The sequence below is a fragment of the Mesorhizobium sp. W016 genome (assembly GCF_054719485.1).
On record NZ_JBTTIF010000002.1, the window covers coordinates 1,621,765 to 1,644,416 of the forward strand.

General features: G+C 61.9%; 23 protein-coding genes. 14 read left to right on the top strand and 9 right to left on the bottom strand.

Features of this window, described 5'->3' with window-relative positions; all coding sequences use genetic code 11:
• Positions 1–202: 202 nt before the first annotated feature.
• Positions 203–1,747: a chromosomal replication initiator protein DnaA gene (gene dnaA / locus ACYG9V_RS08295; RefSeq protein ID WP_031204276.1), complete on the bottom strand. Its 1,545-nt coding sequence runs from the start codon at positions 1,745–1,747 to the stop codon at positions 203–205.
• Positions 1,748–2,352: 605 nt separating this feature from the next.
• Between dnaA and ACYG9V_RS08300 the strand changes: the two genes are divergently transcribed.
• Positions 2,353–2,568, top strand: a complete 216-nt coding sequence (locus ACYG9V_RS08300; RefSeq protein ID WP_155923752.1) for a hypothetical protein — start codon at positions 2,353–2,355, stop codon at positions 2,566–2,568.
• Between the two features lie 26 nt (positions 2,569–2,594).
• On the opposite strand, the gene rpsT is transcribed toward ACYG9V_RS08300, so the two are convergent.
• The 4 genes from rpsT to ACYG9V_RS08320 form a co-directional block, all read right to left on the bottom strand.
• Positions 2,595–2,861: a 30S ribosomal protein S20 gene (gene rpsT, locus ACYG9V_RS08305; RefSeq protein ID WP_023681995.1), complete on the bottom strand. Its 267-nt coding sequence runs from the start codon at positions 2,859–2,861 to the stop codon at positions 2,595–2,597.
• Positions 2,862–3,020: 159 nt separating this feature from the next.
• On the bottom strand, positions 3,021–3,794 hold the full coding sequence (locus ACYG9V_RS08310) for an enoyl-CoA hydratase (protein ID WP_023681994.1): 774 nt from the start codon (positions 3,792–3,794) through the stop codon (positions 3,021–3,023).
• Between the two features lie 40 nt (positions 3,795–3,834).
• The gene (gene mutM, locus ACYG9V_RS08315) at positions 3,835–4,725 is read right to left on the bottom strand and encodes a bifunctional DNA-formamidopyrimidine glycosylase/DNA-(apurinic or apyrimidinic site) lyase (RefSeq protein ID WP_352670040.1); all 891 of its coding nucleotides are present in this window, start codon (positions 4,723–4,725) and stop codon (positions 3,835–3,837) included.
• A complete protein-coding gene (locus ACYG9V_RS08320; protein ID WP_460221933.1) occupies positions 4,718–5,956 on the bottom strand; it encodes a phosphopentomutase in 1,239 nt (412 codons plus the stop codon). The genes mutM and ACYG9V_RS08320 overlap by 8 nt, the downstream gene beginning before the upstream one ends.
• A 175-nt stretch (positions 5,957–6,131) precedes the next feature.
• Here ACYG9V_RS08320 and ACYG9V_RS08325 point away from each other — a divergent pair, with 175 nt between their 5' ends.
• Complete coding sequence (locus ACYG9V_RS08325; protein ID WP_352670043.1) at positions 6,132–7,085, top strand: PhnD/SsuA/transferrin family substrate-binding protein; 954 nt, start codon at positions 6,132–6,134, stop codon at positions 7,083–7,085.
• Positions 7,086–7,111: 26 nt separating this feature from the next.
• Here ACYG9V_RS08325 and ACYG9V_RS08330 read toward each other — a convergent pair whose 3' ends face one another.
• The 3 genes from ACYG9V_RS08330 to ACYG9V_RS08340 form a co-directional block, all read right to left on the bottom strand.
• The gene (locus ACYG9V_RS08330; protein WP_023699476.1) at positions 7,112–7,747 is read right to left on the bottom strand and encodes a TadE/TadG family type IV pilus assembly protein; all 636 of its coding nucleotides are present in this window, start codon (positions 7,745–7,747) and stop codon (positions 7,112–7,114) included.
• Between the two features lie 30 nt (positions 7,748–7,777).
• A complete protein-coding gene (locus ACYG9V_RS08335; RefSeq protein WP_050587055.1) occupies positions 7,778–8,395 on the bottom strand; it encodes a TadE/TadG family type IV pilus assembly protein in 618 nt (205 codons plus the stop codon).
• Between the two features lie 154 nt (positions 8,396–8,549).
• Positions 8,550–8,972 carry a pilus assembly protein N-terminal domain-containing protein gene (locus ACYG9V_RS08340; protein WP_023681988.1) on the bottom strand — a complete coding sequence of 141 codons (423 nt, stop codon included), beginning with the start codon at positions 8,970–8,972 and terminating at the stop codon, positions 8,550–8,552.
• A 347-nt stretch (positions 8,973–9,319) separates the two neighbouring features.
• Here ACYG9V_RS08340 and ACYG9V_RS08345 point away from each other — a divergent pair, with 347 nt between their 5' ends.
• The 9 genes from ACYG9V_RS08345 to ACYG9V_RS08385 all read left to right on the top strand — a co-directional run bounded on the left by ACYG9V_RS08345 (position 9,320) and on the right by ACYG9V_RS08385 (position 18,671).
• Positions 9,320–9,508, top strand: coding sequence for a Flp family type IVb pilin (locus ACYG9V_RS08345; RefSeq protein WP_023692564.1), 189 nt, complete (start codon positions 9,320–9,322; stop codon positions 9,506–9,508).
• Between the two features lie 207 nt (positions 9,509–9,715).
• The gene (locus tag ACYG9V_RS08350) at positions 9,716–10,234 is read left to right on the top strand and encodes an A24 family peptidase (protein ID WP_023688722.1); all 519 of its coding nucleotides are present in this window, start codon (positions 9,716–9,718) and stop codon (positions 10,232–10,234) included.
• Between the two features lie 205 nt (positions 10,235–10,439).
• Positions 10,440–11,252 (top strand): Flp pilus assembly protein CpaB, encoded by an 813-nt coding sequence (gene cpaB / locus ACYG9V_RS08355; RefSeq protein ID WP_023688721.1) that lies wholly within the window; start codon positions 10,440–10,442, stop codon positions 11,250–11,252.
• Entirely contained in the window at positions 11,249–12,760 is a 1,512-nt protein-coding gene (locus tag ACYG9V_RS08360) for a type II and III secretion system protein family protein (RefSeq protein ID WP_023732428.1), read from the top strand. Before cpaB ends, ACYG9V_RS08360 begins: the two co-directional genes overlap by 4 nt.
• A gap of 13 nt (positions 12,761–12,773) precedes the next feature.
• Complete coding sequence (locus tag ACYG9V_RS08365; RefSeq protein ID WP_023806289.1) at positions 12,774–13,511, top strand: CpaD family pilus assembly protein; 738 nt, start codon at positions 12,774–12,776, stop codon at positions 13,509–13,511.
• 55 nt (positions 13,512–13,566) lie between these two features.
• Positions 13,567–14,850: an AAA family ATPase gene (locus tag ACYG9V_RS08370; protein WP_023692561.1), complete on the top strand. Its 1,284-nt coding sequence runs from the start codon at positions 13,567–13,569 to the stop codon at positions 14,848–14,850.
• An 86-nt stretch (positions 14,851–14,936) separates the two neighbouring features.
• Complete coding sequence (locus tag ACYG9V_RS08375; RefSeq protein WP_460221668.1) at positions 14,937–16,445, top strand: CpaF family protein; 1,509 nt, start codon at positions 14,937–14,939, stop codon at positions 16,443–16,445.
• Between the two features lie 155 nt (positions 16,446–16,600).
• Positions 16,601–17,614, top strand: a complete 1,014-nt coding sequence (locus ACYG9V_RS08380; RefSeq protein ID WP_023669592.1) for a type II secretion system F family protein — start codon at positions 16,601–16,603, stop codon at positions 17,612–17,614.
• 40 nt (positions 17,615–17,654) lie between these two features.
• Entirely contained in the window at positions 17,655–18,671 is a 1,017-nt protein-coding gene (locus ACYG9V_RS08385; protein ID WP_023688716.1) for a type II secretion system F family protein, read from the top strand.
• 113 nt (positions 18,672–18,784) lie between these two features.
• Here the strand turns inward: ACYG9V_RS08385 and ACYG9V_RS08390 are convergent, their stop codons facing one another.
• On the bottom strand, positions 18,785–19,606 hold the full coding sequence (locus ACYG9V_RS08390) for a tetratricopeptide repeat protein (protein WP_023669594.1): 822 nt from the start codon (positions 19,604–19,606) through the stop codon (positions 18,785–18,787).
• 237 nt (positions 19,607–19,843) lie between these two features.
• On the opposite strand from ACYG9V_RS08390, the gene ACYG9V_RS08395 reads away from it, so the two are divergent.
• From ACYG9V_RS08395 to ACYG9V_RS08405, 3 genes are all read left to right on the top strand, one after another.
• Positions 19,844–21,205 carry a leucyl aminopeptidase family protein gene (locus tag ACYG9V_RS08395; protein ID WP_352763825.1) on the top strand — a complete coding sequence of 454 codons (1,362 nt, stop codon included), beginning with the start codon at positions 19,844–19,846 and terminating at the stop codon, positions 21,203–21,205.
• A 69-nt stretch (positions 21,206–21,274) separates the two neighbouring features.
• Positions 21,275–21,625 carry a MarR family winged helix-turn-helix transcriptional regulator gene (locus tag ACYG9V_RS08400; RefSeq protein ID WP_023669596.1) on the top strand — a complete coding sequence of 117 codons (351 nt, stop codon included), beginning with the start codon at positions 21,275–21,277 and terminating at the stop codon, positions 21,623–21,625.
• Between the two features lie 29 nt (positions 21,626–21,654).
• The gene (locus ACYG9V_RS08405; RefSeq protein WP_023831958.1) at positions 21,655–22,515 is read left to right on the top strand and encodes a C40 family peptidase; all 861 of its coding nucleotides are present in this window, start codon (positions 21,655–21,657) and stop codon (positions 22,513–22,515) included.
• Positions 22,516–22,652: the final 137 nt, after the last annotated feature.

Consider the following 22,652-nt stretch of genomic DNA (forward strand, 5'->3'; position numbering starts at 1 on the left):
AAGCCAGCAAACGCAAGTCCGGGCCACCGGTTCGCGCCGGTTAAGCGGGCTTTCTGGGGATAAAGCGGACGTTGGCCGGCAACCGATGCATAGCGCCGAAAACTGCGCAGCGGTTTTGGGACAACGACATGCATCAAAACAAGAAAATTTAAAGCGCGACGACCGAATACTCTAACCCGGCGCGCTCCGTTTGCCGCGCCGATCAGGCTTGGTCGTTGATCAGCCTGCGCAACAGTTCCAGTTCCTGCGCCAGCGTGTTGTCGACGCCGGAAAGGTCCTCGATCTTGCGCACCGCATGCAGCACCGTGGTGTGGTCGCGCCCGCCGAACCGCCGGCCGATCTCCGGCAGCGAGCGCGGCGTCAATACCTTCGACAGGTACATGGCGACCTGCCTGGGCTTCACGATGGTGCGCGTGCGCCGGTTGGACAGCAACTCGGTCTTCGACACATTGTAGTGGCGCGCCACGATGCGCTGGATGTCCTCGATGCGCACCCGCTTCGGCTCGCCAGAGCGATAGATGTGCCCCAGGATCTCGTCGATGCGGTCGATGGTGATCGCCGGCTCGAACGACTGACGAAACAGCAGTTGGTTGAACGCGCCTTCCAGCTCACGCCCGCTGCCGGTGACGGTACGGGCGACATGGTTGAGGATCTCCTCCGAAATATTGAGCGACGCATCGTCGACCTTGGCCGTGGCAAGCCGCAGCTTGAGCATGCCGATGCGCATGGCGAAGTCCGGCGCCGACATTTCCAGCGCGACACCGCCATTGAGGCGCGAGCGCACCCGCGGTTCCAGCGATTCCAGTTCCGACGGCGGCCTGTCGGCGGCAACCACCACTTGCTTGGCGCTGTCGAGCAGCATGTTGATGAGATGGCAGAATTCGTGCTGGATCGACTTGCCCTGCAGGAACTGCATGTCGTCGATGATCAAGAGGTCGATGTCGCGCAGCTGTTCCTTCAGCGTCAGCGCATTGTTGTCGCGGATCGCGGTGGCGAAGCGCCACATGAAATATTCGGCCGTCAGATAGACGACGCGCGATTTCGGGTTCTGTTTCAGGGATTCGGCCGCAATCGCCTGCAAAAGGTGCGTCTTGCCGAGCCCGACGGTTGCATGAAGGAACAGCGGGTTGAAGCGCACCGCGCTCGACTGCGATTCCGCCACGGCTTTGGCTGCGGCGAAAGCCACCCGGTTCGACGGGCCTTCGATGAAGGAGCCGAACGTGTAGCGCGGGTCGAGCGGCGACCCCAGCACATTGTGCCGGAATTCGCTCTCGATCGGCGTGCCGGGACGAGGGGCGGGCGCCCGCTCCATCCTGCCGGGGCCGACCGTGCCGGCCGCCAATGCGGTCTGCGTATGCTTGGTCATCTTGCGCGCCGGCACGACCTCGGGTTCGACGCCATTGCGGGCCGGACGGGTCGCGGTGCGCACGACCATCTCAATCTTGAGGATTTCGGGATCCTCGTGCTTCCACAGATCGGCGATGAGATCGAGATAATGGCCATTGATCCACGAGCGCAGGAAGGCCGTGGGCACCGAGATGCGTACAATGCCCCGGGAAGCCTCAGCCACCTTCATACGGCCGAACCAGCTCGAATAGACCTCGGTTCCCAGGCGCGCCTTCAATTGGGCCTTGACCCGGTCGAACTTCTGTTCCGCGTCGTTGGAAGCCGCCATATCGTGCGCTCCGACCAATGTTCCGGGAAATGGCAGGTCGCCCGTAAGCTCCCGCTCGATGCCGCTCTGCATGATTGTGCGTCCCTTTTCCTTTGTACCTTTTTTCCGCCGGGAGTGCGCCTCCTGCACCCATGTTTCCGGCGACCGTATCTTCGCTACAACACCACCGCCGCCGCCGGCGGATGACGTTGCCTCGTCAGAATGGGATGGGTCCCGGCTGCTTAAAGCCAGTCCGTCTGACATGTTCGGGCAAAGCGGTGCTACCCGGCGAAAACGCCGGTGCGCCATCAAGCTGCCATGTACAATTACGCCAGTCCCCTATCGTATCGAAAAGGCAAGCCATACCCGTTCGCGGAATTGATCCACGTCATGAATTCTGCCACTGTTAGCTGGCCGATTCAGGCTGGGTTAAGGGCTAATGGCCCGTCCCTTTCGATAGACCGACATTACCGAAATCGCTGTGGATAGGGCAAGGCCACCTCTAACGGATTTTTAAGGAATCTGGTTAGTGAACAACGGTTCGGGCTCCGTGCTGGAAGCGCATATTTTGACAAAGCCATTGGGATTCAAACCCTTTTGCCGCGAATATGAAAATGGCTGTGCGGTTTGAAATTTTCTGAAATAATTCGCTTGACACCAACTTGCTGCCTATCGCCCACAGGCGATGTGAACAAGCTGTGGATCACTTCCAGCAAGTCGTTGAAAAATATCAGCAATTTGTGACAGCCAAATTTATTGGCGTGGGCCGTTTCGGCGGATTGGAATATCAGTGGGAGTGTATGTGCCGGCAAAGCATTCCAGACTCTGGAATGCGGCTCGGGCGTGCTTTGCGGCCGTTCTTTTTAAGTGCTTGCCGGCAAACGAAAAAACCCGGCACGATTGGCCGGGTTTGAAAGAACGACAGTTCAGGAACGGTCAATCAGGCCGACAGCACCTTGAGGCGGTGAGCCAGACGCGACACCTTGCGCGATGCCGTATTCTTATGGATCACGCCCTTGGTCGCGGCGCGCATCAATTCCGGCTCTGCGGTCTTGAAGGCTTCCAGCGCGGCTGCCTTGTCGCCGGCAGCCAGTGCCTCTTCGACCTGGCGGACATATGTACGCACGCGCGAGCGGCGGTTCTTGTTGATCGCTGCGCGGCGGGCGATCTTGCGCGTTGCCTTTTTGGCCGAGGAGGTATTGGCCATGATGCCTCTCTTCTGATCTGGTGGGCGCATGCGGGATGCCGCAGGGCGCAAAAAACAAACGGGCAGCCAACGGCCGCCTCGGTTGGAGCGGCTTATAGTTCAGCTTTTCCGGCGCGTCAACGCCGCTTTGGCTTCTTTTTGGTCCTCGCCGCCGCCACTCTAGCGATTGGTGAAATTCGGCTTCCGCTTCTCGGCAAAGGCTGCCATCCCTTCCTTCTGGTCGTCGAGCGCAAACAGCGAGTGGAACAGCCGGCGTTCGAAGCGCAGTCCCTCCGCCAGCGTCGTCTCGTAGGCGCGGTTGACTGCCTCCTTGGCCATCATCACCGATGGCAGTGAAAACTCTGATATCCTGGCCGCGGCCTTCATCGCCTCCTCGATCAACTCGCCGGCCGGCACGACGCGCGAGGCCAGGCCGCTGCGCTCGGCTTCGGCGGCATCCATCATCCGACCGGTCAGGCACATGTCCATGGCCTTCGACTTGCCGACAAAGCGGGTCAGCCGTTGCGAGCCGCCCATGCCGGGAATGACGCCAAGCGTGATTTCGGGTTGGCCGAACTTGGCCGTGTCGGCGGCAATGATGAAATCGCACATCATCGCCAGTTCGCAGCCGCCGCCCAGCGCATAGCCCGCGACAGCGGCGATCATCGGCTTGCGCGCACGGGTAAACTCTTCCCAGCCGACGAAGAAATCCTGCACATAGGCCTCCGCGTAGGTGACGGCCTGCATTTCCTTGATGTCGGCGCCCGCCGCAAAAGCCTTCTCGGAACCGGTGATGACCATGGCGCCGATGCCGGGATCGGCGTCGAACCCCTTTGCCGCCGTCAGCAAATCCGCCAGCACCTGCGCGTTCAGCGCGTTGAGCGCCTTAGGCCGGTTCAACGTGATCAGGCCGACCTTGCCGCGCGTCTCGACGATGATGGTTTCATAGCTCATGGGCTGGCCTCCTGGTTGCGGCACTGAAGGACCGTCTAGCTTACCGCTGGCAGGTCCGGCAATAAAAGGTCGAGCGGCCGCTTTGCACGATGCGCTCGATGTGGCCGCGACAGCCGGGCGTCGGACAGGGCTCGCCTTCGCGATCGTAGACCGCGAAGGAATGCTGGAAATAGCCCAGCGACCCGTCTGTGTGCACATAGTCGCGCAGCGAAGACCCGCCGGCGGCGATCGCATCGGCGATCACCGAACGGATTGCCTCGGCCAGTCGTTCGCTCTGTTCCTTGGCCTTCTTGCTGGTCCCGGCGATGGTGCCTGCCTCGCGCAATGGCGAAAGGCCGGCGCGCCACAGCGCTTCCGACACATAGATATTGCCGAGCCCGGCAATCAGCTTCTGGTCGAGCAGCGCCGCCTTCAACGGCGATCTGCGGCCCTTCAGCAGAGAGGCGAGCAGGGCGCCTTCCAGCGCATTGCCGGTCGGCTCGACGCCCAGTCCCGCGAGCATCGGATGCGCGTCGGCCAGGCCTTCCGCAAACAGCATGAAGCCGAAGCGACGCGGGTCGTTGAAGACCACGCGAGACTGGACGCCGACAGGCGACACGACATGGAACACCACATGGTCGTGCTTGGCATTCTTCGAGCGCTCTTGATGGAACGTGCCGGGCGTCTCTTTGTCATCAGCGGCCTCGATGCGGAACGAGCCCGACATGCCGAGATGGCAGATCAGCACCGGGCCATCGTCCAGGTGTATGGTGAGATATTTGGCGCGGCGGCCAAGCGCGATGACGGTCTTGCCGGTCAGCCGCTGCGCAAATCTCGCCGGAAACGGAAATCTGAGATCGGGCCGGCGCGCCTCGACGCGCACGATCCGCGCGCATTCCAGAACCGGCTGCAGGCCGCGCCGGACGGTTTCGACCTCGGGCAGTTCAGGCATGGCCGCCTATCGCCGCATGGAAGGAAGCGCCGTGGCGGCCGCGCGCCAGCTTGAGGTGTTCGGCGACCGTCTCGCCGATATCGGCGAAGGTGGTCCTGAGCCCGATGTCGCCGCCCGTGAGACCCGGTGCGGTGCCGATGACCGGGACGCGTTCGCGCGTGTGGTCGGTGCCACGCCATGTCGGATCGTTGCCATGGTCGGCGGTGAGGATGAGCAGATCGCCCGGCTTCAGCTTTGCCAGTGCCTCGGGCAGCCGGCGGTCGAAGGCTTCGAGCGCCGCAGCATAGCCGGCGACGTCGCGGCGATGGCCGAACTCGGTGTCGAAGTCGACGAAATTGGCGAACACCAGGTCGCCGTCGCCGGCATCGTCCATCGCGCCCAGCGCCTTGTCGAACATTGCCATGTTGCCGGGCGCCTTGCGTACTTCCGAGATACCGCGGTGGGCGAAGATGTCGCCGATCTTGCCGACCGCGATCACCCGGCTGCCGCGCCCGGTCAAGCGGTCGAGCAGCGTCGGCTCAGGCGGCGGCACGGCGTAGTCATGGCGGTTGTAGGTGCGCTCGAAGGTGGCTGATGTTTCGCCCAGGAAAGGCCGTGCGATCACCCGTCCGATCTTCAGCGGATCGACCAGCCGGCGTACCGTCTTGCAGAACTCGTAGAGCCGCTCAAGGCCGAAATGAACTTCGTGCGCTGCTATCTGCAGGACGAAATCGACCGAGGTGTAGCAGATCGGCTGGCCGGTGCGGATATGCTCCTCGCCGAAGCGCTCGATGATCTCCGTGCCGGGCGCATGGCAGTTGCCGAGAATGCCCGGCACCTTACCCTCGCGGATCATCGCTTCGGTCAGTTCGGCAGGGAAGGCGGGCACCTTATCGGGGAAATAGCCCCAGTCGAACCGCACGGGCAGCCCGGCGATTTCCCAGTGACCCGACGGCGTATCCTTGCCGCTCGAAATCTCCTGCGCGGCGCCGTGGAAAGCGGAGGCTGAAACGGCGGCTTTGCTGTCGAATTGGAAGCCGGTTGCGGTTTCTGCTGCGCGGCCGAGACCGAGCGAAACCATGGTGGGCACCTTCAGCGGTCCCTCGCGCAGGCCCTCGCGATCGGCGCGGGCTTCCGCGCAGGCCAGCGCGATATGTCCGAACGTGTTCGAGCCGGCGTCGCCATAGCGTTCGGCATCGGCGGCGCCGCCAATGCCGAAAGAATCGAGAACGAAGAGGAAAGCGCGTGACATAGGTGCCGTCATTGCCAGTCTGGTTGACCAGACATAAGGTCCCGTCGCGGCATTGGCAAATCGTAAACCAGGCGGCAACGGCCTGACGCGATGGTCGCGAAGTCGGGCAGGCGTGGTGTACGCATCCTTGAGACATGCAATGCGCTTCAAGGAACGGTGTGCGGGGCATGGATCGATGAGACGGGCTGACCTCGGTTGGAGTGCACTGGCGACCACCGTAGCACTGCTGGCCTCGCAGCTCGCCGCGCACGCCGACTGGCGCGACCAGATCGGCGCGTTTCGGATCGGCATCGTTGCCGAGCCGGGCGCCGGCAACACGGTTCCGGGTCTGGCCATGCTGACTGACGCCTACGGCAGGGCGCTCGGCATGAAGGTGGAATTCGTCGTCGCGCATGACTATGCGGCGCTGATAGAGGCGCAGGCCAATGGCCGGATTCAATACGCGGTCTATTCGGCGACCGCCTACGCCACCGCCTCGGAGCGCTGCGGCTGCGTCGAACCTCTTGTGGCGCCGGTCGATGCCGACGGTGCCACGGGCATCCGCTCCGTGCTTTTGACGCGCGACGGCAGGCTTTCCGATCTCGCGGCCCTGGAAACGCACCGCATCGCCATGGCGCCGTCCGGCAATGTCGGCGGTTCGCTTCTACCGCTCGCCGGGCTGGCGGCCGACGGCATCAAGATCAGCCAGAATGCGCCATTCCTCGTTCATGCCGGCTCGGCTGCCGCCGCAGAAGCGATGCTGGCCGATGGCCAGGCCGATGCCGTATTCGGCTGGGAGCGGGCCACGGCGGAAAACCGGACGGCGATTGCTGGCGATCAGCCGGCTGATCCGGACGGCACGGCGGCGCGGCTGGAGGCGGCGGGGATTCCAGAAGCCGCGCTCCAGATCATCTGGACTTCCGGCGTGCTCAGATACGGCCCTCACGCCGTACGCAGCGATCTCGACCCCGAAGCCAAACGCCGACTGACCGTCTTCCTCACCAATCTCAGATCGCAGTCGCCGGAAGTCTACGATTTCGTGGAATCGAGACATTCGGGAGGGTTCACGCTCGCCGCTGCGAGTGACTATGCGATGGCCGCTTCCATCGTGCGCCTGGTGTCAGCCAGCACCGACAGCAGCGCGCAATGAACCCGGGTTGAATGGGTAGAACTGCTTCAGCAATCGCTGCAGGGGATCGACGTGGCCCGGCGCGGCCTGAGATAGTAGGTTTCGCTCATCGTTATCTTGCCTTTGTTGAAGGCCGAGATAAATCCGAGCGGCTTTTCGGAGCCTTCCGACCAGGAGATGATCGGTTGGTATGCTAGAGTGGTTTTGACACGAATGAGGAAAGTCCCCGCAACATTGAGCGTCGCCGGAACGGTGGTGGAAGTTGTCGGGTTGGAGTCGCGGCCAGTCTTCCCATCCAGCACGCTCCAGGACCACGCCACCTTTGCTTGCGGTATCGGATTGTTCGGGTCGGTTCTGATGTCGATTGCCGTAATGGAGATATTGGCGACCGAGCGGTTGTAAGGCTGAAGGCTGGAGTTGCCGATCTTCATGATGTCGGTGAGATCTGCGTTGACCACCGACGTTTGCTGCGTGACGAGGTCGGCAACCATGGAGCTGATGCGGCTGACCTTCTTGCTGGCCTCGATGGCTTGCGAGGCCTCCATGGTAATGAAATACATGATCAGCAAGACAGGCACGATGAGGGCAAACTCGACGGCCGCTATGCCGCGCCGATCGGAAAAAAACCGCGCCGCTCTCTTCCAGACAACCGACATCCCCGGATGTGCCCCCGCACGAAACATGCACTTTTCCTTTTGCTTACACGTGCAAACTCAGTTGTCGAATGGCTCGTTTTGCCACGTTGTCGTCGCGTAATGCAGAGTCTTGCCGCCATCCATATTCGACATGTATTGAGCCATGAAATCGGTCATGACCGGCCAGGGGTAAAAGACCCGCAGCATGTTCTTTGATTCTGCCGGACCTATTGTAGGGGTCCCGAAAGCCGGGTCCTTGCCTGTATCCGGATCCTTGCCCGTCAGCGTGATGGTCGAGCCGGAAATCGTGAAACCCGCACTGGCTGCCCCGGCAAAGGTCTTGAACGGGCGCAGATCCACCAGCAAACCGGGGCAACCCTTCGCGACAATGATCTCGAGTCTGGCGCAGACCAAGCCCTTCAGCTTCTCTTCCGTCACATCGGCTTGCCTCAACTGGCCAGTACGCAACTGACGGGCGATATCATCGGTGATGTTGGCCATCACCTCCTGTCCGGCAAATGAAACGCAGCTCTCGAGGATGGCGAAGACGAGAGCCGCAAACGGTAACGCAAGCATCGCGAATTCTATCGCCGTGCTGCCGCGCCGATCACGCAGGAAACGACGGGCAAACGTCACGCGCCCTGCCTTGGCCTTGCAGATCTCGCGTTCTGAATCCTCGTCCAAAACGTCGCCCATATCCCGTTCCTGCCGATCCTGATGCGGTACCGTCAGCACCACTATCAAGAACCCATTTAGCTCCGGTTTGAATGACCGTTAAATTCGACCAGGCGACATTAACCGGCCGCTAACCGACGCGGCTTTCTCGAGACAATCGAGCCAACTGAGGCGCTTACTGCCCAGCGCTCATCTCGGCTTCGGACGACTTTTCCGAGTCGCTCTTGTACGAGCTTTCGCAATAGGGCGTGCAGGACATGGTCTGTACCGAGGCGCGCCTGTAGATACGCACGGACGACGCGTCCTGGCGCACCACGGTCACCTGCTCGTCGACGATCGGGCTGCCATCGTGGTCGAGGACAACCAGATTGGTGACGCCGAACCCCTTGCCGGTCAGTACGATCGTCGATGCATCCTGGACGGAGGCGTCGGCAATCGCCGGATTGCCGACGACTATGGTGTCGGCGGGGCGTGTCAGTTTGACGATCTTGGCCTGATTCATCGTCACTTCGATGCCGGCTCCGGCCTTGGCCGGCAGCACAAAAGCCGGGACGGCGAGAAGCGCGACAAGCAGGAATGACGATTTCATGGCAGTCATCAAGGCGCTCCACAGCGGCAAAACTTGTTCAAAGAAACATGAAGGAGATTGGTGAACCAACGGTTAAACCCTTGACCGGCGCCGGGGTATTCGCACCAATCCTGCTGCCAGCTAATATAACAATGCATCCTGCCGATAGCCGTGAAATTACAGCTCTTCACGGGCAGGCGAGCTACTGTCCAGCGTTTAGTTTACGGTTAACCACGCAAGCTGTTCGAAGCGGGAAAGGAATCGGTAAGGCTGTTTATTAAGCCGATTGAAAGAGCTTCTCCGTAGATTGGCAGCATCCGATCAACCACCACAGAAGTTGACGGAAGTGCTGTAACACGTGGAGTAGGAGCTCTCGAATGTCTAATCTCATCGCACGTTTCGCGAAGGACGAATCCGGCGCGACCGCTATCGAATACGGTCTGATCGCCGCTCTCATCGCGCTTGCCATCATGGTTGGCGCTGGTCAGCTCGGCAATGCCCTGAACGCCAAGTTCACGACCATCGCGGATTGCGTGAACGATCCGACGAACGCTGCTTGTAAGTAATGATCTAGCATCCTGTTTCGACCGGTAGACTGGAAGGGCCGCCTCGCTGGCGGCCCTTTTGTCTTTTGAAGATCGTTTGGCTTTGGTCTTGCTGCGCCGCTTAGCGCGCTGACATTTCCCGGGATTTGACCCGGATGAGCAGAACTCACCAATCCTTAACCCAAGCCGCCTAACCTGCAGCCATCGTTGCCTTTCCATGAGAGACCGATGCTCAACGCACTGATCTTCGTTGTCTTTCCGTTTTGCATGCTTTTTGCGGCGATCTCCGACGCGCTGTCGATGACAATCTCCAATCGGGTGCCGGTGCTGCTTGTGGCCGTCTTTGCCGTGGTTGCGCCACTGACGGGTATGGACTGGGCAACTTATGGCTGGCATTTCGCCGCCGGCGGCCTGGTGCTGGCCGTGACTTTCGGTCTGTTTGCGCTCGGCGGCATGGGCGGCGGCGATGCCAAGCTTTTGGCAGCCACGTCCATCTGGATGGGACTCAACATTCACCTTGTCAATTACCTCGTGGCTTCGACGTTCATCGGTGGCCTGCTGACGCTCGCCATTCTCCTCTATCGGAAATCGCCGCTGGCGACCTACACCAGTCACAATCCGGTCCTGCGCCATTTCGCCGACGAGATGAATGGCGTTCCCTATGGCATCGCACTCGGCATTGGCGGGCTGCTGACCTATCCGGATTCGCCCTTGATGGAATGGGCATTGGCAAGGTTGGCGACCTGATGTAGCGAACCTCCTCTGCCCTTCCGGCATCGATCCTGAAAAGAGGCGGCTTGGCCGCCTTTTTCATTTGTCGGAGCATGGTCGTGTAATTATGTAAACCTTGAATTAATCACGATCGTAAGCATTGTATTAACCTTGTTTTGACGATTGCCGCTGCAAAGTCCGGCCTGGCTAGGTGGTTGCCTAAAGGCGAGGGTTCGGACAGATGCCAGCATCCCGACTGATCATTCTGGGCGTGGCGGTGGCTGCGGCGGGTGGTGCAGGTTATGTTGCCAAGAATATGGTGGCGGTCCCGCCCCAGCAGGTCGTCGTCGATGCCCCGCAGGCACCGGCCATCGCCTTGCAGGATGTGCTCGTGCTTTCCGGCGACGTGCCGATGGGAAGCCCGCTTGAGAACAATCTCAGCTGGGAGTCCTGGCCGTCCGATGGCATCAATGCGAATTTCATCACCCGTGCCGCCGAACCCGAAGCGCGGGAGAAGCTGAAGGGCTCCGTCGCCCGCATGGCGATGTACACCGGTGAGCCGCTGCGGCGCTCCAAGCTGATCGGCGAGGGGCAGAGCTTCATGTCTTCGATCCTGCCCACCGGCATGCGTGCCGTCGCCACCGCGATCTCGGCCGACACGTCGGCAGGCGGCTTTATCCTGCCTAACGATTTTGTCGACGTCATCATGACCCGCAGATCCGACACCGGCAACGCCGGTAGCGGATTCACCACCGAGACCATCCTCAAGAACATCCGCGTCCTGGCGATCGATCAGACCATCCAGGAGGACGAGGAAGGCAAGAAGACCAGGGTCGGACAGACGGCGACGCTGGAGCTGACGCCGCAGCAGGCCGAGATCATCACCGTCGCCCAGCAGATGGCCGATCGCCTGACGCTGGCGCTGCGCTCGATCACCGACAACAAGGAAAAGGGTACCGATGAAGCCGACTACCTCGTTTCCGGCAATGGGCGGCGCGGAACGGTGCGGTTGATCAAATCGGGCGAAGTTTCCGAAGTAGGGGCAAGGAAATGAGGTTAGTCGCTAGACTGCCGGTCACCACGGCTGCGGCCATCGGCCTGCTTTTTCTCGGAGCCCATGCAAGTGGCCTTGTCGACGCCAAGGCCGCCGGAAAGAGCGTCGGGGTCACGGCCTCGTCGGCCACGCAACGTGTCAAGCTTGGCCTCAACAAATCGGTGGTCATCGATCTGCCGAGCGACGCCTACGACATCCTGGTCGCCAACCCCGCGGTCGCCGATGCGGTGACCCGCACCGCAAGGCGGATCTATCTGTTCGGCAAGTCGGTGGGCGAAACCAACATCTTCGTCTTCGGTCCCAATGGCGAGCAGATCGCCAGCCTGGATCTGGCCGTCGAACGCGACGTCGCCGGATTGGAAGATTATCTCAAGCGCTTCCTTCCGAATGCCGAGATCAAGGTCGAGTTGCTGAACGACAACGTCGTCCTGACCGGGACGGTGGACACGCCGCTCGATGCCAAGCGCGCCGTCGATCTGGCAACCATCTTCGTGTCCGGCGGTGAAGCGACGACCGGTCAGTATTCGCAGACCGCGGCAGGCGGCAATGCCAATGGCGGCGTCGACATCAACAATCCGGATGCCGAACGCCGGGTCTCGAAGATCGTCAACCTGCTGCAGATCATCGGCGACGACCAGGTGACGCTGAAGGTGACCGTGGCCGAAGTCAGCCGCTCGGTGATGAAGCAGCTCGGCGTCAACATGGTTGGCAAAGGCAGCTCCAACGGCATCAGCTTCAATGCGACCAGTGACACCTTCCCCGGCCTAGGCAAGCCGTTGTCGAGTTCGGGGGTCAATTTCGCCACCTCTGCTCTGCAGGGCTACATCACTGCGATGGAGCAGTCCGGCGTCATGAAAACGCTGGCCGAGCCTACTTTGACGGCCGTCTCCGGTGAGAAGGCGACCTTCAAGGTCGGCGGCGAGTACAATATGGTCAGCGCCGTTACAAATGCCAAGTCGGATGCCAATCAGAATGCCGACAGGGTTTGGACGGCTCAGAAAATCGAATACGGCATCGGCCTGGAATTTCAGCCTGTGGTGCTGTCGCCCGGTCGCATCAGCCTGAAGGTCAGGACGTCGGTTTCCGAACCGACCACCGAAGGCGCGGTCTCTTTCGGAGACACCAACGTCATATCGCTGCGCAAACGTTTGGCCGACACGACCGTGGAACTGCCTTCGGGTGGATCGATGATGATAGCCGGCCTCGTCCGCGACGACGTCAGGCAGGCGGTAAACGGCTTGCCCGGACTGACCAAGATCCCGGTGCTCGGCACGCTGTTCCGCAGCCGCGATTTCGTCCGCAACGAAAGCGAGTTGGTCATCATCATCACGCCTTATCTGGCGCGGCCGGTGGCGCGCAACGACCTGGCCAAGCCGGATGACAATTTCAACGCCGCCGGCGATGGCCCGGCCATGTTCCTTGGCCGCGTCAACCGCGTCTACGGCACCATGCAGACAGACAAGCCCAACGGCCGCTACCACGGCGTTGTCGGCTTCATCTACAAGTAAGCGGGGAGCGGACATGTCTCAGTCAGCATCGAAGGCAGTGGCGGTCGCCGCGACAGTGCGGTCCGGCCGTGCCCGGATCAGCCGATCGGCAATGCCGATCCTGGCGATCGCGATCGCCGCCTCGCTCGCCGGTTGCGCCAAGCGCGACAGCATCACGGTTGGGGCGATTCCCGATGATTATCGCACCACGCATCCGATCGTGATTGCCGAGAAGAACCAGAAGCTGGACCTCCCGGTCGGCGCCGGCGATCGCGGCATGACCGGCTCGCAGCGCGACACGCTTCTGGGCTTCCTTGACGGCTACGACAGGAGCGCTGCCCCGGCGCTGACGATCGCAATCCCGATCGGCTCGGCCAATCAGGTGGCGGCGACTGCCGCGGCGCGCGATTTCGCCAGGCTGGCGGTTGCCGGCGGCATCAAGCGAAACCGGATCGTGGTGACCTCCTACCAGTCGGTTTCCCCGGAAGCCTCGGCGCCTATCCGCGTTTCCTATATTTCGGTGAGAGCCCAGACCGACAAATGCGGGCGCTGGCCCGAAGACATCCTCGCAACCTCCGAAAACAAGCACTACGCCGATTACGGCTGCTCCTCTCAAAACAACCTCGCCGCGCAACTCGCCAATCCGGCCGATCTGCTCGGGCCAAGAAAGTCGTCCGATATCGACGCCGAGAACCGCGGCGCGGTGATCGACGTCTATCGCGGCAGAGGTATTTCGGACGAGTTCCTCGGCAGTTCGGAAGTGACGTATTAGGAGCGCCGGTCCCGCGTAGAGACCGGAAAGAGAAGTCACGGAAAAGAGCATGACGATGAGCAATCTTGCCTACGACACGCCCGGAGACGGCGGCGACAGCTCGCAATCGGACGTTGCAGCGATGCAGGCGCTGCGGCCGGTGCCGCGTATTTCTATTCAGGCATTTTGCGAGACGGAAGGTGTCGCGCATCCGGTGGAGCGGGCAGGCGAGGATCGCCGCATGGCTAAGGCGCATCTGAAAGTGCATATGGGCGGCATCGCCACGGCGATCGAATTCTATCAATCGGCGCCGACGCCGAACCTCATCCTGCTGGAATCGCGCAGCGAACCGAAGCAATTGCTGGAGCAGCTTGCCCAGCTTTCAGAATATTGCGATCCCTCCTCCAAAGTCGTGGTGATCGGCCACTACAACGATGTCGGTCTCTACCGCGAACTCATTCGCTTCGGTATTTCCGAATATGTCATCGCACCGGTGTCGATGGCCGATATCGTCTCCGTGGTGTCATCGATCTTCGTCGATCCGGAAGCCGAGCCGATCGGCCGCTCGATCGCCTTCATCGGCGCCAAGGGCGGCGTCGGCTCCTCGACCATCGCCCACAATGTAGCGTGGGCGATGTCATCGCTGTTCAAGTCGGAAGTGGTCGTCGCCGATCTCGACCTGGCTTTCGGGACTGCCAACATAAATTTCGACCAGGACCCTGCGCAAGGCATCGCCGAAGCCGTATTTTCGCCCGAACGCGTCGACGAGGTCTATCTCGACCGTCTGCTTGCCCAGTGCGCCGAACATCTGTCGCTGCTCGCCGCGCCCTCTACACTGGAACGTGTCTATGATTTCGATCCCGATGCCTTCACGCAACTCATCGATACCGCCCAGCGCAGCGTGCCGCTGCTGGTGCTCGACGTCCCCCATATCTGGACGGGCTGGACCAAGAACACACTGATCAAGGCCGACGAGATCGTCATCACGGCGACGCCGGAACTGGCCAATCTGCGCAACACCAAGAACCTGGTCGATATGCTGACGAGGCTTCGCCCGAACGATCCGCCGCCGAAGCTGATCATCAACCAGGCCGGCGTGCCGAAACGGCCCGAGATTTCCGCTTCCGACTTCGCCGAACCGCTCAGCCTCACGCCGATGTCGGTCATCGCCTTCGACCCGTTGTTGTTTGGAAATGCCGCCAACAACGGCCGCATGCTGGGCGAGATGGATGCCAGGAGCCCGGTCGTCGGCATGATCAACGAAATCGCGCATGTCCTGACCGGTCGCAGCGAAATCAAGGCCAGGAAGAAGGCAGGCCTTGGCGGCCTGCTCGGCAAGCTCTCGCGTAACAAGAAATGACGCTCCCCTCCAAATCAAGAAGTAGAGCATGATGTCGTCCGAAAACCGCTTCGGCATCATGTTCTGGACGGAATTGGTAGTCGATCATGTTTGGTAAAAGAGGCTCCGACGACGGCGGCCGGTTCACCCCGGAGTTCCGTCAGCCAGCACCGGCGCCAGCGGCGCCGGCCACTGCAACGCCTGCGGACATGGCGGTACTTGCCCGGCCCGCGGCAGCGCCGCCTGGAGCGCCGGGAACCCCGCCAACTCGCCGTGCCGTTGAGGCGCCATCGATGGCGCCGGAGCCGCCAAAAAAGATCCAGCGCGAAAAAAGTGAAACCTACTACGACACCAAGAGCCAGGTCTTCTCCGCGCTCATCGACACCATTGACCTGTCGCAACTCGCCAAGCTCGATCCCGAGAGCGCGCGCGAGGAAATCCGCGACATCGTCAACGACATCATCGCCATCAAAAATTTCGCAATGTCGATCGCCGAGCAGGAAGAGTTGCTCGAGGACATCTGCAACGATGTGCTGGGCTACGGCCCGCTGGAGCCGCTGCTCGCCCGCGACGATATCGCCGACATCATGGTCAACGGCTCCAAGAACGTCTACATCGAAGTCAATGGCAAGGTCGAACAGACCGGCATCCGCTTCCGCGACAATCAGCAGCTGCTCAACATCTGCCAGCGCATCGTCAGCCAGGTTGGCCGCCGCGTCGACGAATTGAGTCCGATCTGCGACGCCCGCCTACCCGACGGCTCCCGCGTCAACGTCATCGCCCCGCCGCTCTCCATCGACGGCACCGCGCTCACCATCCGCAAGTTCAAGAAGGACAAGCTGACGCTCGATCAGCTGGTCAAGTTCGGCGCCATCTCGCCGCAGGGCGCCGAGATCCTCAAGATCATCGGCCGCGTCCGCTGCAACATCGTCATCTCCGGCGGTACCGGCTCCGGCAAGACGACGCTGCTCAACTGCCTGACCAACTATATCGACCGCGAGGAACGCGTCATCACCTGCGAAGACTCGGCCGAACTGCAACTGCAGCAGCCGCACGTGGTGCGTCTCGAAACCCGCCCGCCCAATCTCGAGGGCGAAGGCGAGGTGACCATGCGCGACCTGGTCAAGAACTGCCTGCGCATGCGGCCCGAACGCATCATCGTCGGCGAAGTGCGCGGACCGGAGGTTTTCGACCTGCTGCAGGCGATGAACACCGGCCATGACGGGTCGATGGGAACGATCCACTCCAACAGCCCGCGCGAATGCCTGAACCGTATCGAATCGATGATCGCCATGGGCGGCTATTCGCTGCCGCAGAAGACCGTGCGTGAAATCGTCGTCGGCTCCATCGATGTCATCATCCAGGCAGCACGCCTTCGCGACGGCTCGCGCCGCATCACCCACATCACCGAGGTGATCGGCATGGAAGGCGACGTCATCATCACGCAGGATATCGTGCTCTACAACATCAAGGGCGAGGACTCGAATGGAAGGCTGCTTGGCGAGCACGTGTCGACCGGCATCGGCCGTCCGCACTTCTGGGATCGCGCCCGCTACTATGGCGAGGAACAGCGCCTCGCCAATGCGCTGGAATCGATGGAGAAACGCGCTGACTGACGCATATCGAGGTTGGAAGCAATTCCAGAAAAAGTGTGAAGCGGTTTTCCCGGGAAAAGCGCGTAGTGCTTTCCCTTGGGAATTGCGTCAAAACAAAGCGATAGCGCATATCGCCGTTTCTTTGAAACGGCGATATGCGCTGGGGACCGAGGTCGATGTTCGGAATTGACACCACCGTACTGGCGTTCATCGTGCTCGCCGGCTTCAGCGCCGGTGCGGTCGCCTATGCCTTCCTGTTCACCAAGATGAGCAACGAGAAGCAGGCCGGCAAGCGGCTCGAGACGATCAAGGCCGCCGAGACCGATCGTTCGGTCGTCAAGGCTTCGCGCGACCGTGTCGCGGAGGCGGTCAAGCGGCGTAAATCTGTCCAGGACACGCTGAAACAGCTCGACGAAAAGCAGAAAACCAACGAACTCGCCGTCAAGAAGCCGCCGTTAAAGGCCCAGATTCGTCAGGCCGGCATGCAGGTCTCGATCGAGCGTTTCTATATCTACTCCGTCATTTGCGGCATCGCGCTGACGGTGCTTGCCTATCTCGCCGGCGCGCCGCTTCTGGTCCTGCCGGGCGCGCTGCTGGCGGGGGCGCTCGGCCTGCCGCGCTGGTTCGTCTCGTTTCGCCGCGCGCGCCGGGTCAAGGCGTTCCTCAACGAATTTCCCAACGCCCTCGACATCATCGTGCGCGCCGTCAAATCCGGCCTGCCGCTCAACGACGCCATTCGCCTGATCGCCAGTGAATCGCCGGAGCCGGTCAAGACCGAGTTCCGCCGGATCGTCGATTCACAGCAGATTGGCATGTCCATCCCCGATGCCACCTTGCGCATGGCTGAAACCATGCCGTGCAGCGAGGCAAGCTTCTTCGGCATCGTTATCCAGATTCAGTCACAGGCCGGCGGTAATCTCTCCGAGGCGCTTGGCAACCTGTCGCGCGTGCTTCGCGATCGCAAGAAGATGAAGGCCAAGGTCCAGGCGCTTTCCATGGAAGCCAAGGCGTCGGCCGTCATCATCGGCGCGCTGCCCTTTGTCGTCGCCCTTCTCGTCTATCTGTCGAGCCCGAACTACATCATGCCGCTGTTCACCACCAGCACCGGCAATCTGATCCTCGGCTGTTCCGGCGTCTGGATGTCGATCGGCATTCTGGTGATGCGCAAGATGATGAACTTTGAAGTTTAGGCCGACCTTGGAAAGCTCGAAACGAAAAGACTGAAAACGAATGACCGACCAAGTCGTAAAATCGCTGACCGATCCTGCCTTCCTGATAGCGTTGCTGGTTGGCATTGCGGTGTTCGCGACCGTCTTCACGGTGCTGCCGGCCCTTGGTGGCAATCAGCTCAAGACGCGCATGAGATCGGTGGCGCTGGAGCGTGACGAATTGCGCGCCAAGCAGCGCGCGCGGCTTGCCAATGAAGCCGATCGTCGCCGCAAGGGGCTGCGCGAAGAGCAGTCGATCGGCATGCGCAACATCGTCGACAGGCTGGACCTGCGGCGTGCGTTGGCCGATGAAGGCACGTTGCAGAAGCTCAAGGTGGCGGGCTTTCGTGGCCAGAACCCGCTCACGCGCTTCCTGTTCTTCCGCCTGATCCTGCCTTTTGTCGGTTTCGCGCTGGCAGCGATCTATCTGTTTGTGCTCGGCGGGCTGCCGGACCGGCCGGCCTTCGTGAAACTGTTCGTCTGCATCCTTGTCGCCTACGCCGGTTTCTACGCGCCGATCCTTTACGTCAACAATCGTGCCGCCAAGCGCAAGCAGTCGATCCAGGCGGCGTGGCCGGATGCGCTCGACCTGATGCTGATCTGCGTCGAGTCGGGCATGTCGGTCGAGGCTGCCTTGCGCAAGGTCTCCGAGGAGATCGGTTCGCAATCGGTGGCGCTGGCGGAGGAATTCGTGCTGACCAATGCCGAACTCTCTTATCTGCAGGAACGCAGGCAGGCTTATGAAAACCTCTCGGCCCGTACCGGCCTGGAGTCGGTGAAGTCAGTGTCCCAGGCGCTGGTCCAGGCCGAACGCTACGGCACACCCGTGGCGCACGCATTGCGCGTGCTGGCCTCGGAAAGCCGTGACATGCGCATGAATGCCGCCGAGAAGAAGGCCGCCGCCCTGCCGCCGAAGCTTACCGTGCCGATGATCCTGTTCTTCCTGCCGGTTTTGTTCGCTATCATTCTGGGCCCAGCCGGCATTCAGGTCAGTCAGCGCGGCATCTTCGGCGACCAGCACAATTCCTCAAGCCAGTAGGCCTCGTTGCAGCCATACAAAAGAGCCGCACTGCCAATGCAGTGCGGCTCTTGTTTTCAGCTTTGAGATGTGGACGGATTTTGCGCTGTGCGGAGCCGGCGCCCATGCGGCGCTCAGTTGGTCGCCGGCTTTGCCTTGTCCTGATCCTTGAGCTGACTCCAGGCGTTCTGCTGGGCAAGCATCTGGCGAAGATAGGCTACATTGGCTTGCGCCTGTTCGGGTGAAAGCTCCTGCGACGCGATCTTCTCGGCCTCGTCGAAGCGGCCCTGCAGTCCCACGACCAGCGCAAGGTTCTGGCGCACCCGGCTGTCGGCATTCGGTTGCTGGGCTGCCGAGCGCATATAGGTCTCGGCGGTGCGCAGATCGCCTTCCAGCACATAGGACATACCGAGATTGGAAAGGATCGAGGGTTCGTTCGGCTTTAGGTCCAGCGCCTTGCGGTAGTTCTGGCGCGCTTCATCCTTCTGGCCAAGCTGGTCGAGAATGGCGGCCTCGGCCGACATCAGCCGCCAGTCCGGATATTCCGGCGTCTGCGCCCGGCGCACGGCGTCGAGCGCCGGCTCGAACTGGCCGTTGGCGGCCAGCGCCTTGCCGTAGGCGGCAAGCACGTCGCGATCCTTGGGGTAGGCGATCGCCAGCTTGCGCATCACGGCAAGCGACTGGTCGGCATCGCCGTCCATCTGGAGCGCCGCCGCAAAATTTGTCGCCAGCCGCTTGTCGTTGGGGTTCTTTGCGTAGGATTCGCCCAGCCGCCCGGTCGCCCCGTGCAACTCGCTGGCCGACATGGTTTCCAGCGGTTTGCCGCTGGTGCGCCCGATCGAGCCGGTCGTGAGCTTGCTGGTTCCGCACCCGGCAACACCGGCCGCCAGCGCCATCAGCAGTGCCGTGGTGACCAACCGTTTGCCCGTGACGTTCATCCTGCGGTTGGTGGGCATCGGCACGGGGCTCTCCATTCCTGCGCGTGGCCATTCACGTGGCCATCTTCATCCCCGCAGAAATATTCTGTTAACCCTAACGGACAGTTAAAAAGTGAGCCGTCGGATCGGTGAACGGCCCGCCGGAAGCCTTTGGCCTGGCAGTCCCATGCCGGCCCCTGTGCATAGATGTTGAAATCATCCGACGTCCCTGTCACTTGACTGAGGACGACCTGCAAGCCTCCCGGAGACCATCGAATGCCCGTCGAACTCATCGAGACACTAAACACTGCCCTGCCGGTCCATCTGGTCGCGAGCGATGGACTGGAGGCCTTGGGGCTTTCGCCTTCCATGACCGCATGGGCGGCCGCCAACGGCTTTTCCGGCGAAGCCGGTAGGACGCTCGCCGTCCCCGGCGACAACGGTTCCCTTGCCGGCGCCTTGTTCGGCGTCGGTGATGGCGAGGGCGCGCTGGCGGTCGGCATGCTGGCGAGAGCCTTGCCGGAAGGCGACTGGCATTTTGCCGCCGCTCCAGCCGAGCCGGAACTCGCGGCCATAGCCTTGGTGCTCGGCGGTTACGTCTTCACTCGCTACGGAAAGAAATCAGGCAAGACGCTGCGTTTTGCGCTGCCGCTCGGCGTAGATGCAGGACGCGTCCGGCGCATCGCCGACGGCGTCTTCCTGGCGCGCGACCTCGTCAACACGCCGACCAGCGACATGGGACCGGACGAGTTGGAGAAGGCCGTGCGGACCCTGGCGGCCACTCACAAGGCCGAGGTGTCGGTGATCAAGGGGGATGATCTCCTGAAGCAGAATTTCCCGATGATCCATGCGGTCGGCCGGGCCTCGGTCGGAGCGCCGCGACTGATCGACATGGTTTGGGGACCGGAAGGCGCGCCGAAGGTGACGCTGGTCGGCAAGGGTGTCTGTTTCGACACTGGCGGCCTCGACATCAAACCGTCGTCGGGCATGCTCTTGATGAAGAAGGATATGGGCGGCGCCGCCAATGTGCTGGGCCTGGCCTCGATGATCATGGCTGCCGGGCTGAAGATCCGGCTGCGCGTCCTGATCCCGGCGGTCGAGAATTCGATTGCCGGCAACGCTTTCCGGCCTGGAGATGTACTGACCAGCCGCAAGGGCATTACCGTCGAGATCGGCAACACCGACGCCGAAGGGCGGCTGGTGCTGGCCGATGCGCTGGCGCTGGCCGATGACGAGGAGCCGGAACTGCTGATCGACATGGCGACGCTGACCGGGGCAGCGCGTGTCGCGCTCGGTCCCGATCTGCCGCCTTTCTACACTGGCGACGAAGCGCTGGCGTCCGAACTGGCTGCGGCCTCGGTGGCCGTCGAGGATCCGTTGTGGCGCATGCCGTTGTGGCGGCCCTATGACGCCAGGCTGGCGTCGAAGATCGCCGACATCAACAACGTCACCACGGACGGTTTCGCCGGCTCGGTCACCGCGGCGCTGTTCCTCAAGCGCTTTGTCGAACGGACAACGGGCTGGGCGCATTTCGACATCTTCGCCTGGAACCCGTCCGATCGCCCCTACGGACCCGCCGGCGGCGAGGCGCAAGGCATCCGTGCACTGGAGCGGGTCATTTCGAGGCGCTATTCCTAGGGTCGTGAGCAAAGCACACTGCCTCTAAACTGAAACGGAACCGAAACAATTTTCCGTCATGCTCGCGCGATGTCGATTTCGATGCGTCCGAGCCAGGCGATGCGACTATGGCAGCAGGTGATGTTGTCGCAGGTGCGCGCCGGCGCGCCAGATCTCACCATGCGCCAGACGGCGATCCTGTTCACCATCTATCTCGACCCGCCGCCGCACACGGTGCGCGGCCTGGCAGCCCGCCTCAATGTCACCAAGCCGGTCATCACCCGCGCCCTCGACACTATGGGTGCGCTGAAACTGGTGTCACGCCATCGCGACGAGCTCGACAAGCGCAATGTGCTGATCCGGCGCACGGTCGAAGGCGCGCTCTTTGTCGAGCGCTTCGGGGATGGTATCGTTGCCAGGGCCCACGAACTGCCCATCTGATCAATCGCTGAATTAGAACGAGTACCGATTTGACTGCCAGGGATGCCCGCCTCCACGCCTTCCGTTCCGACCTCGCCGATGCAAGGCTGAAAGGGAAGGTTTCGGCCGATCGCTTCGTCACCGGCCGTCCGGCTCGGATCACAGCCTCCGTGGCTGACCTGCGCAAGGCACCGCGCCCGGATGCCGGCGTCAACACGCAGGTACTGTTCGGCGACGATGTGCTTGTCTTCGAGGAAGCCGAGGGATGGGCCTGGGTCCAGGCCGAACGCGACGGCTATGTCGGCTACGTCGGCGCCACCATGCTGGGCGCACGCGAGCATGCGCCAACCCACATCGTCACGGCGCCGCGCACCTTCCTCTATCCTGGCCCGGATCTGCGCTTCCCGATCAGCGGCCAATTGTCAATGGGCTCGACGGTGACGGTAACCGGCGCTGCCGAAACGCGCGGCACGCACTATGCGCTGTTGCCTTCCGGCGAGGCGCTGATCGCCGGCCATGTGCGCCCCGTCAGCGATATCGCCGCCGACTATGTCTCGGTCGCCGAGATGTTTATCGGCACGCCCTATCTCTGGGGCGGCACCTCCGGCTTCGGCATCGACTGTTCTGGCCTCGTGCAACTGGCCATGCGCATGGCCGGCCGCAATGTGCTTCGAGATTCCGACATGCAGGCGGCAGGCCTCGGCGAGCCGCTCGATCCGGGATCCGATTATGCCGGGCTAAAACGCGGTGACCTCGTGTTCTGGAAGGGGCATGTCGCCGTTATGACCGACGCCGAGACCATGATCCACGCCAACGGCCACACCATGCTGGTCTCGCGCGAAGGGCTGAAGGATGCGGTTGATCGGATTGGGTATCTCTATGGCGGGCCGACTGGGTTTCGGCGGCCTTAGCGCCTCTTCCTTCGCCCCGTTCACGGGGAGAAGGTGCCCGAAGGGCGGATGAGGGGCGGCGCCAGCGATTGAAAGCTCGCGCTGTCCCTCACGTGCCTGCCGGCATCCTCTCCCCGTACGGGGTGAGGGCAACTCAC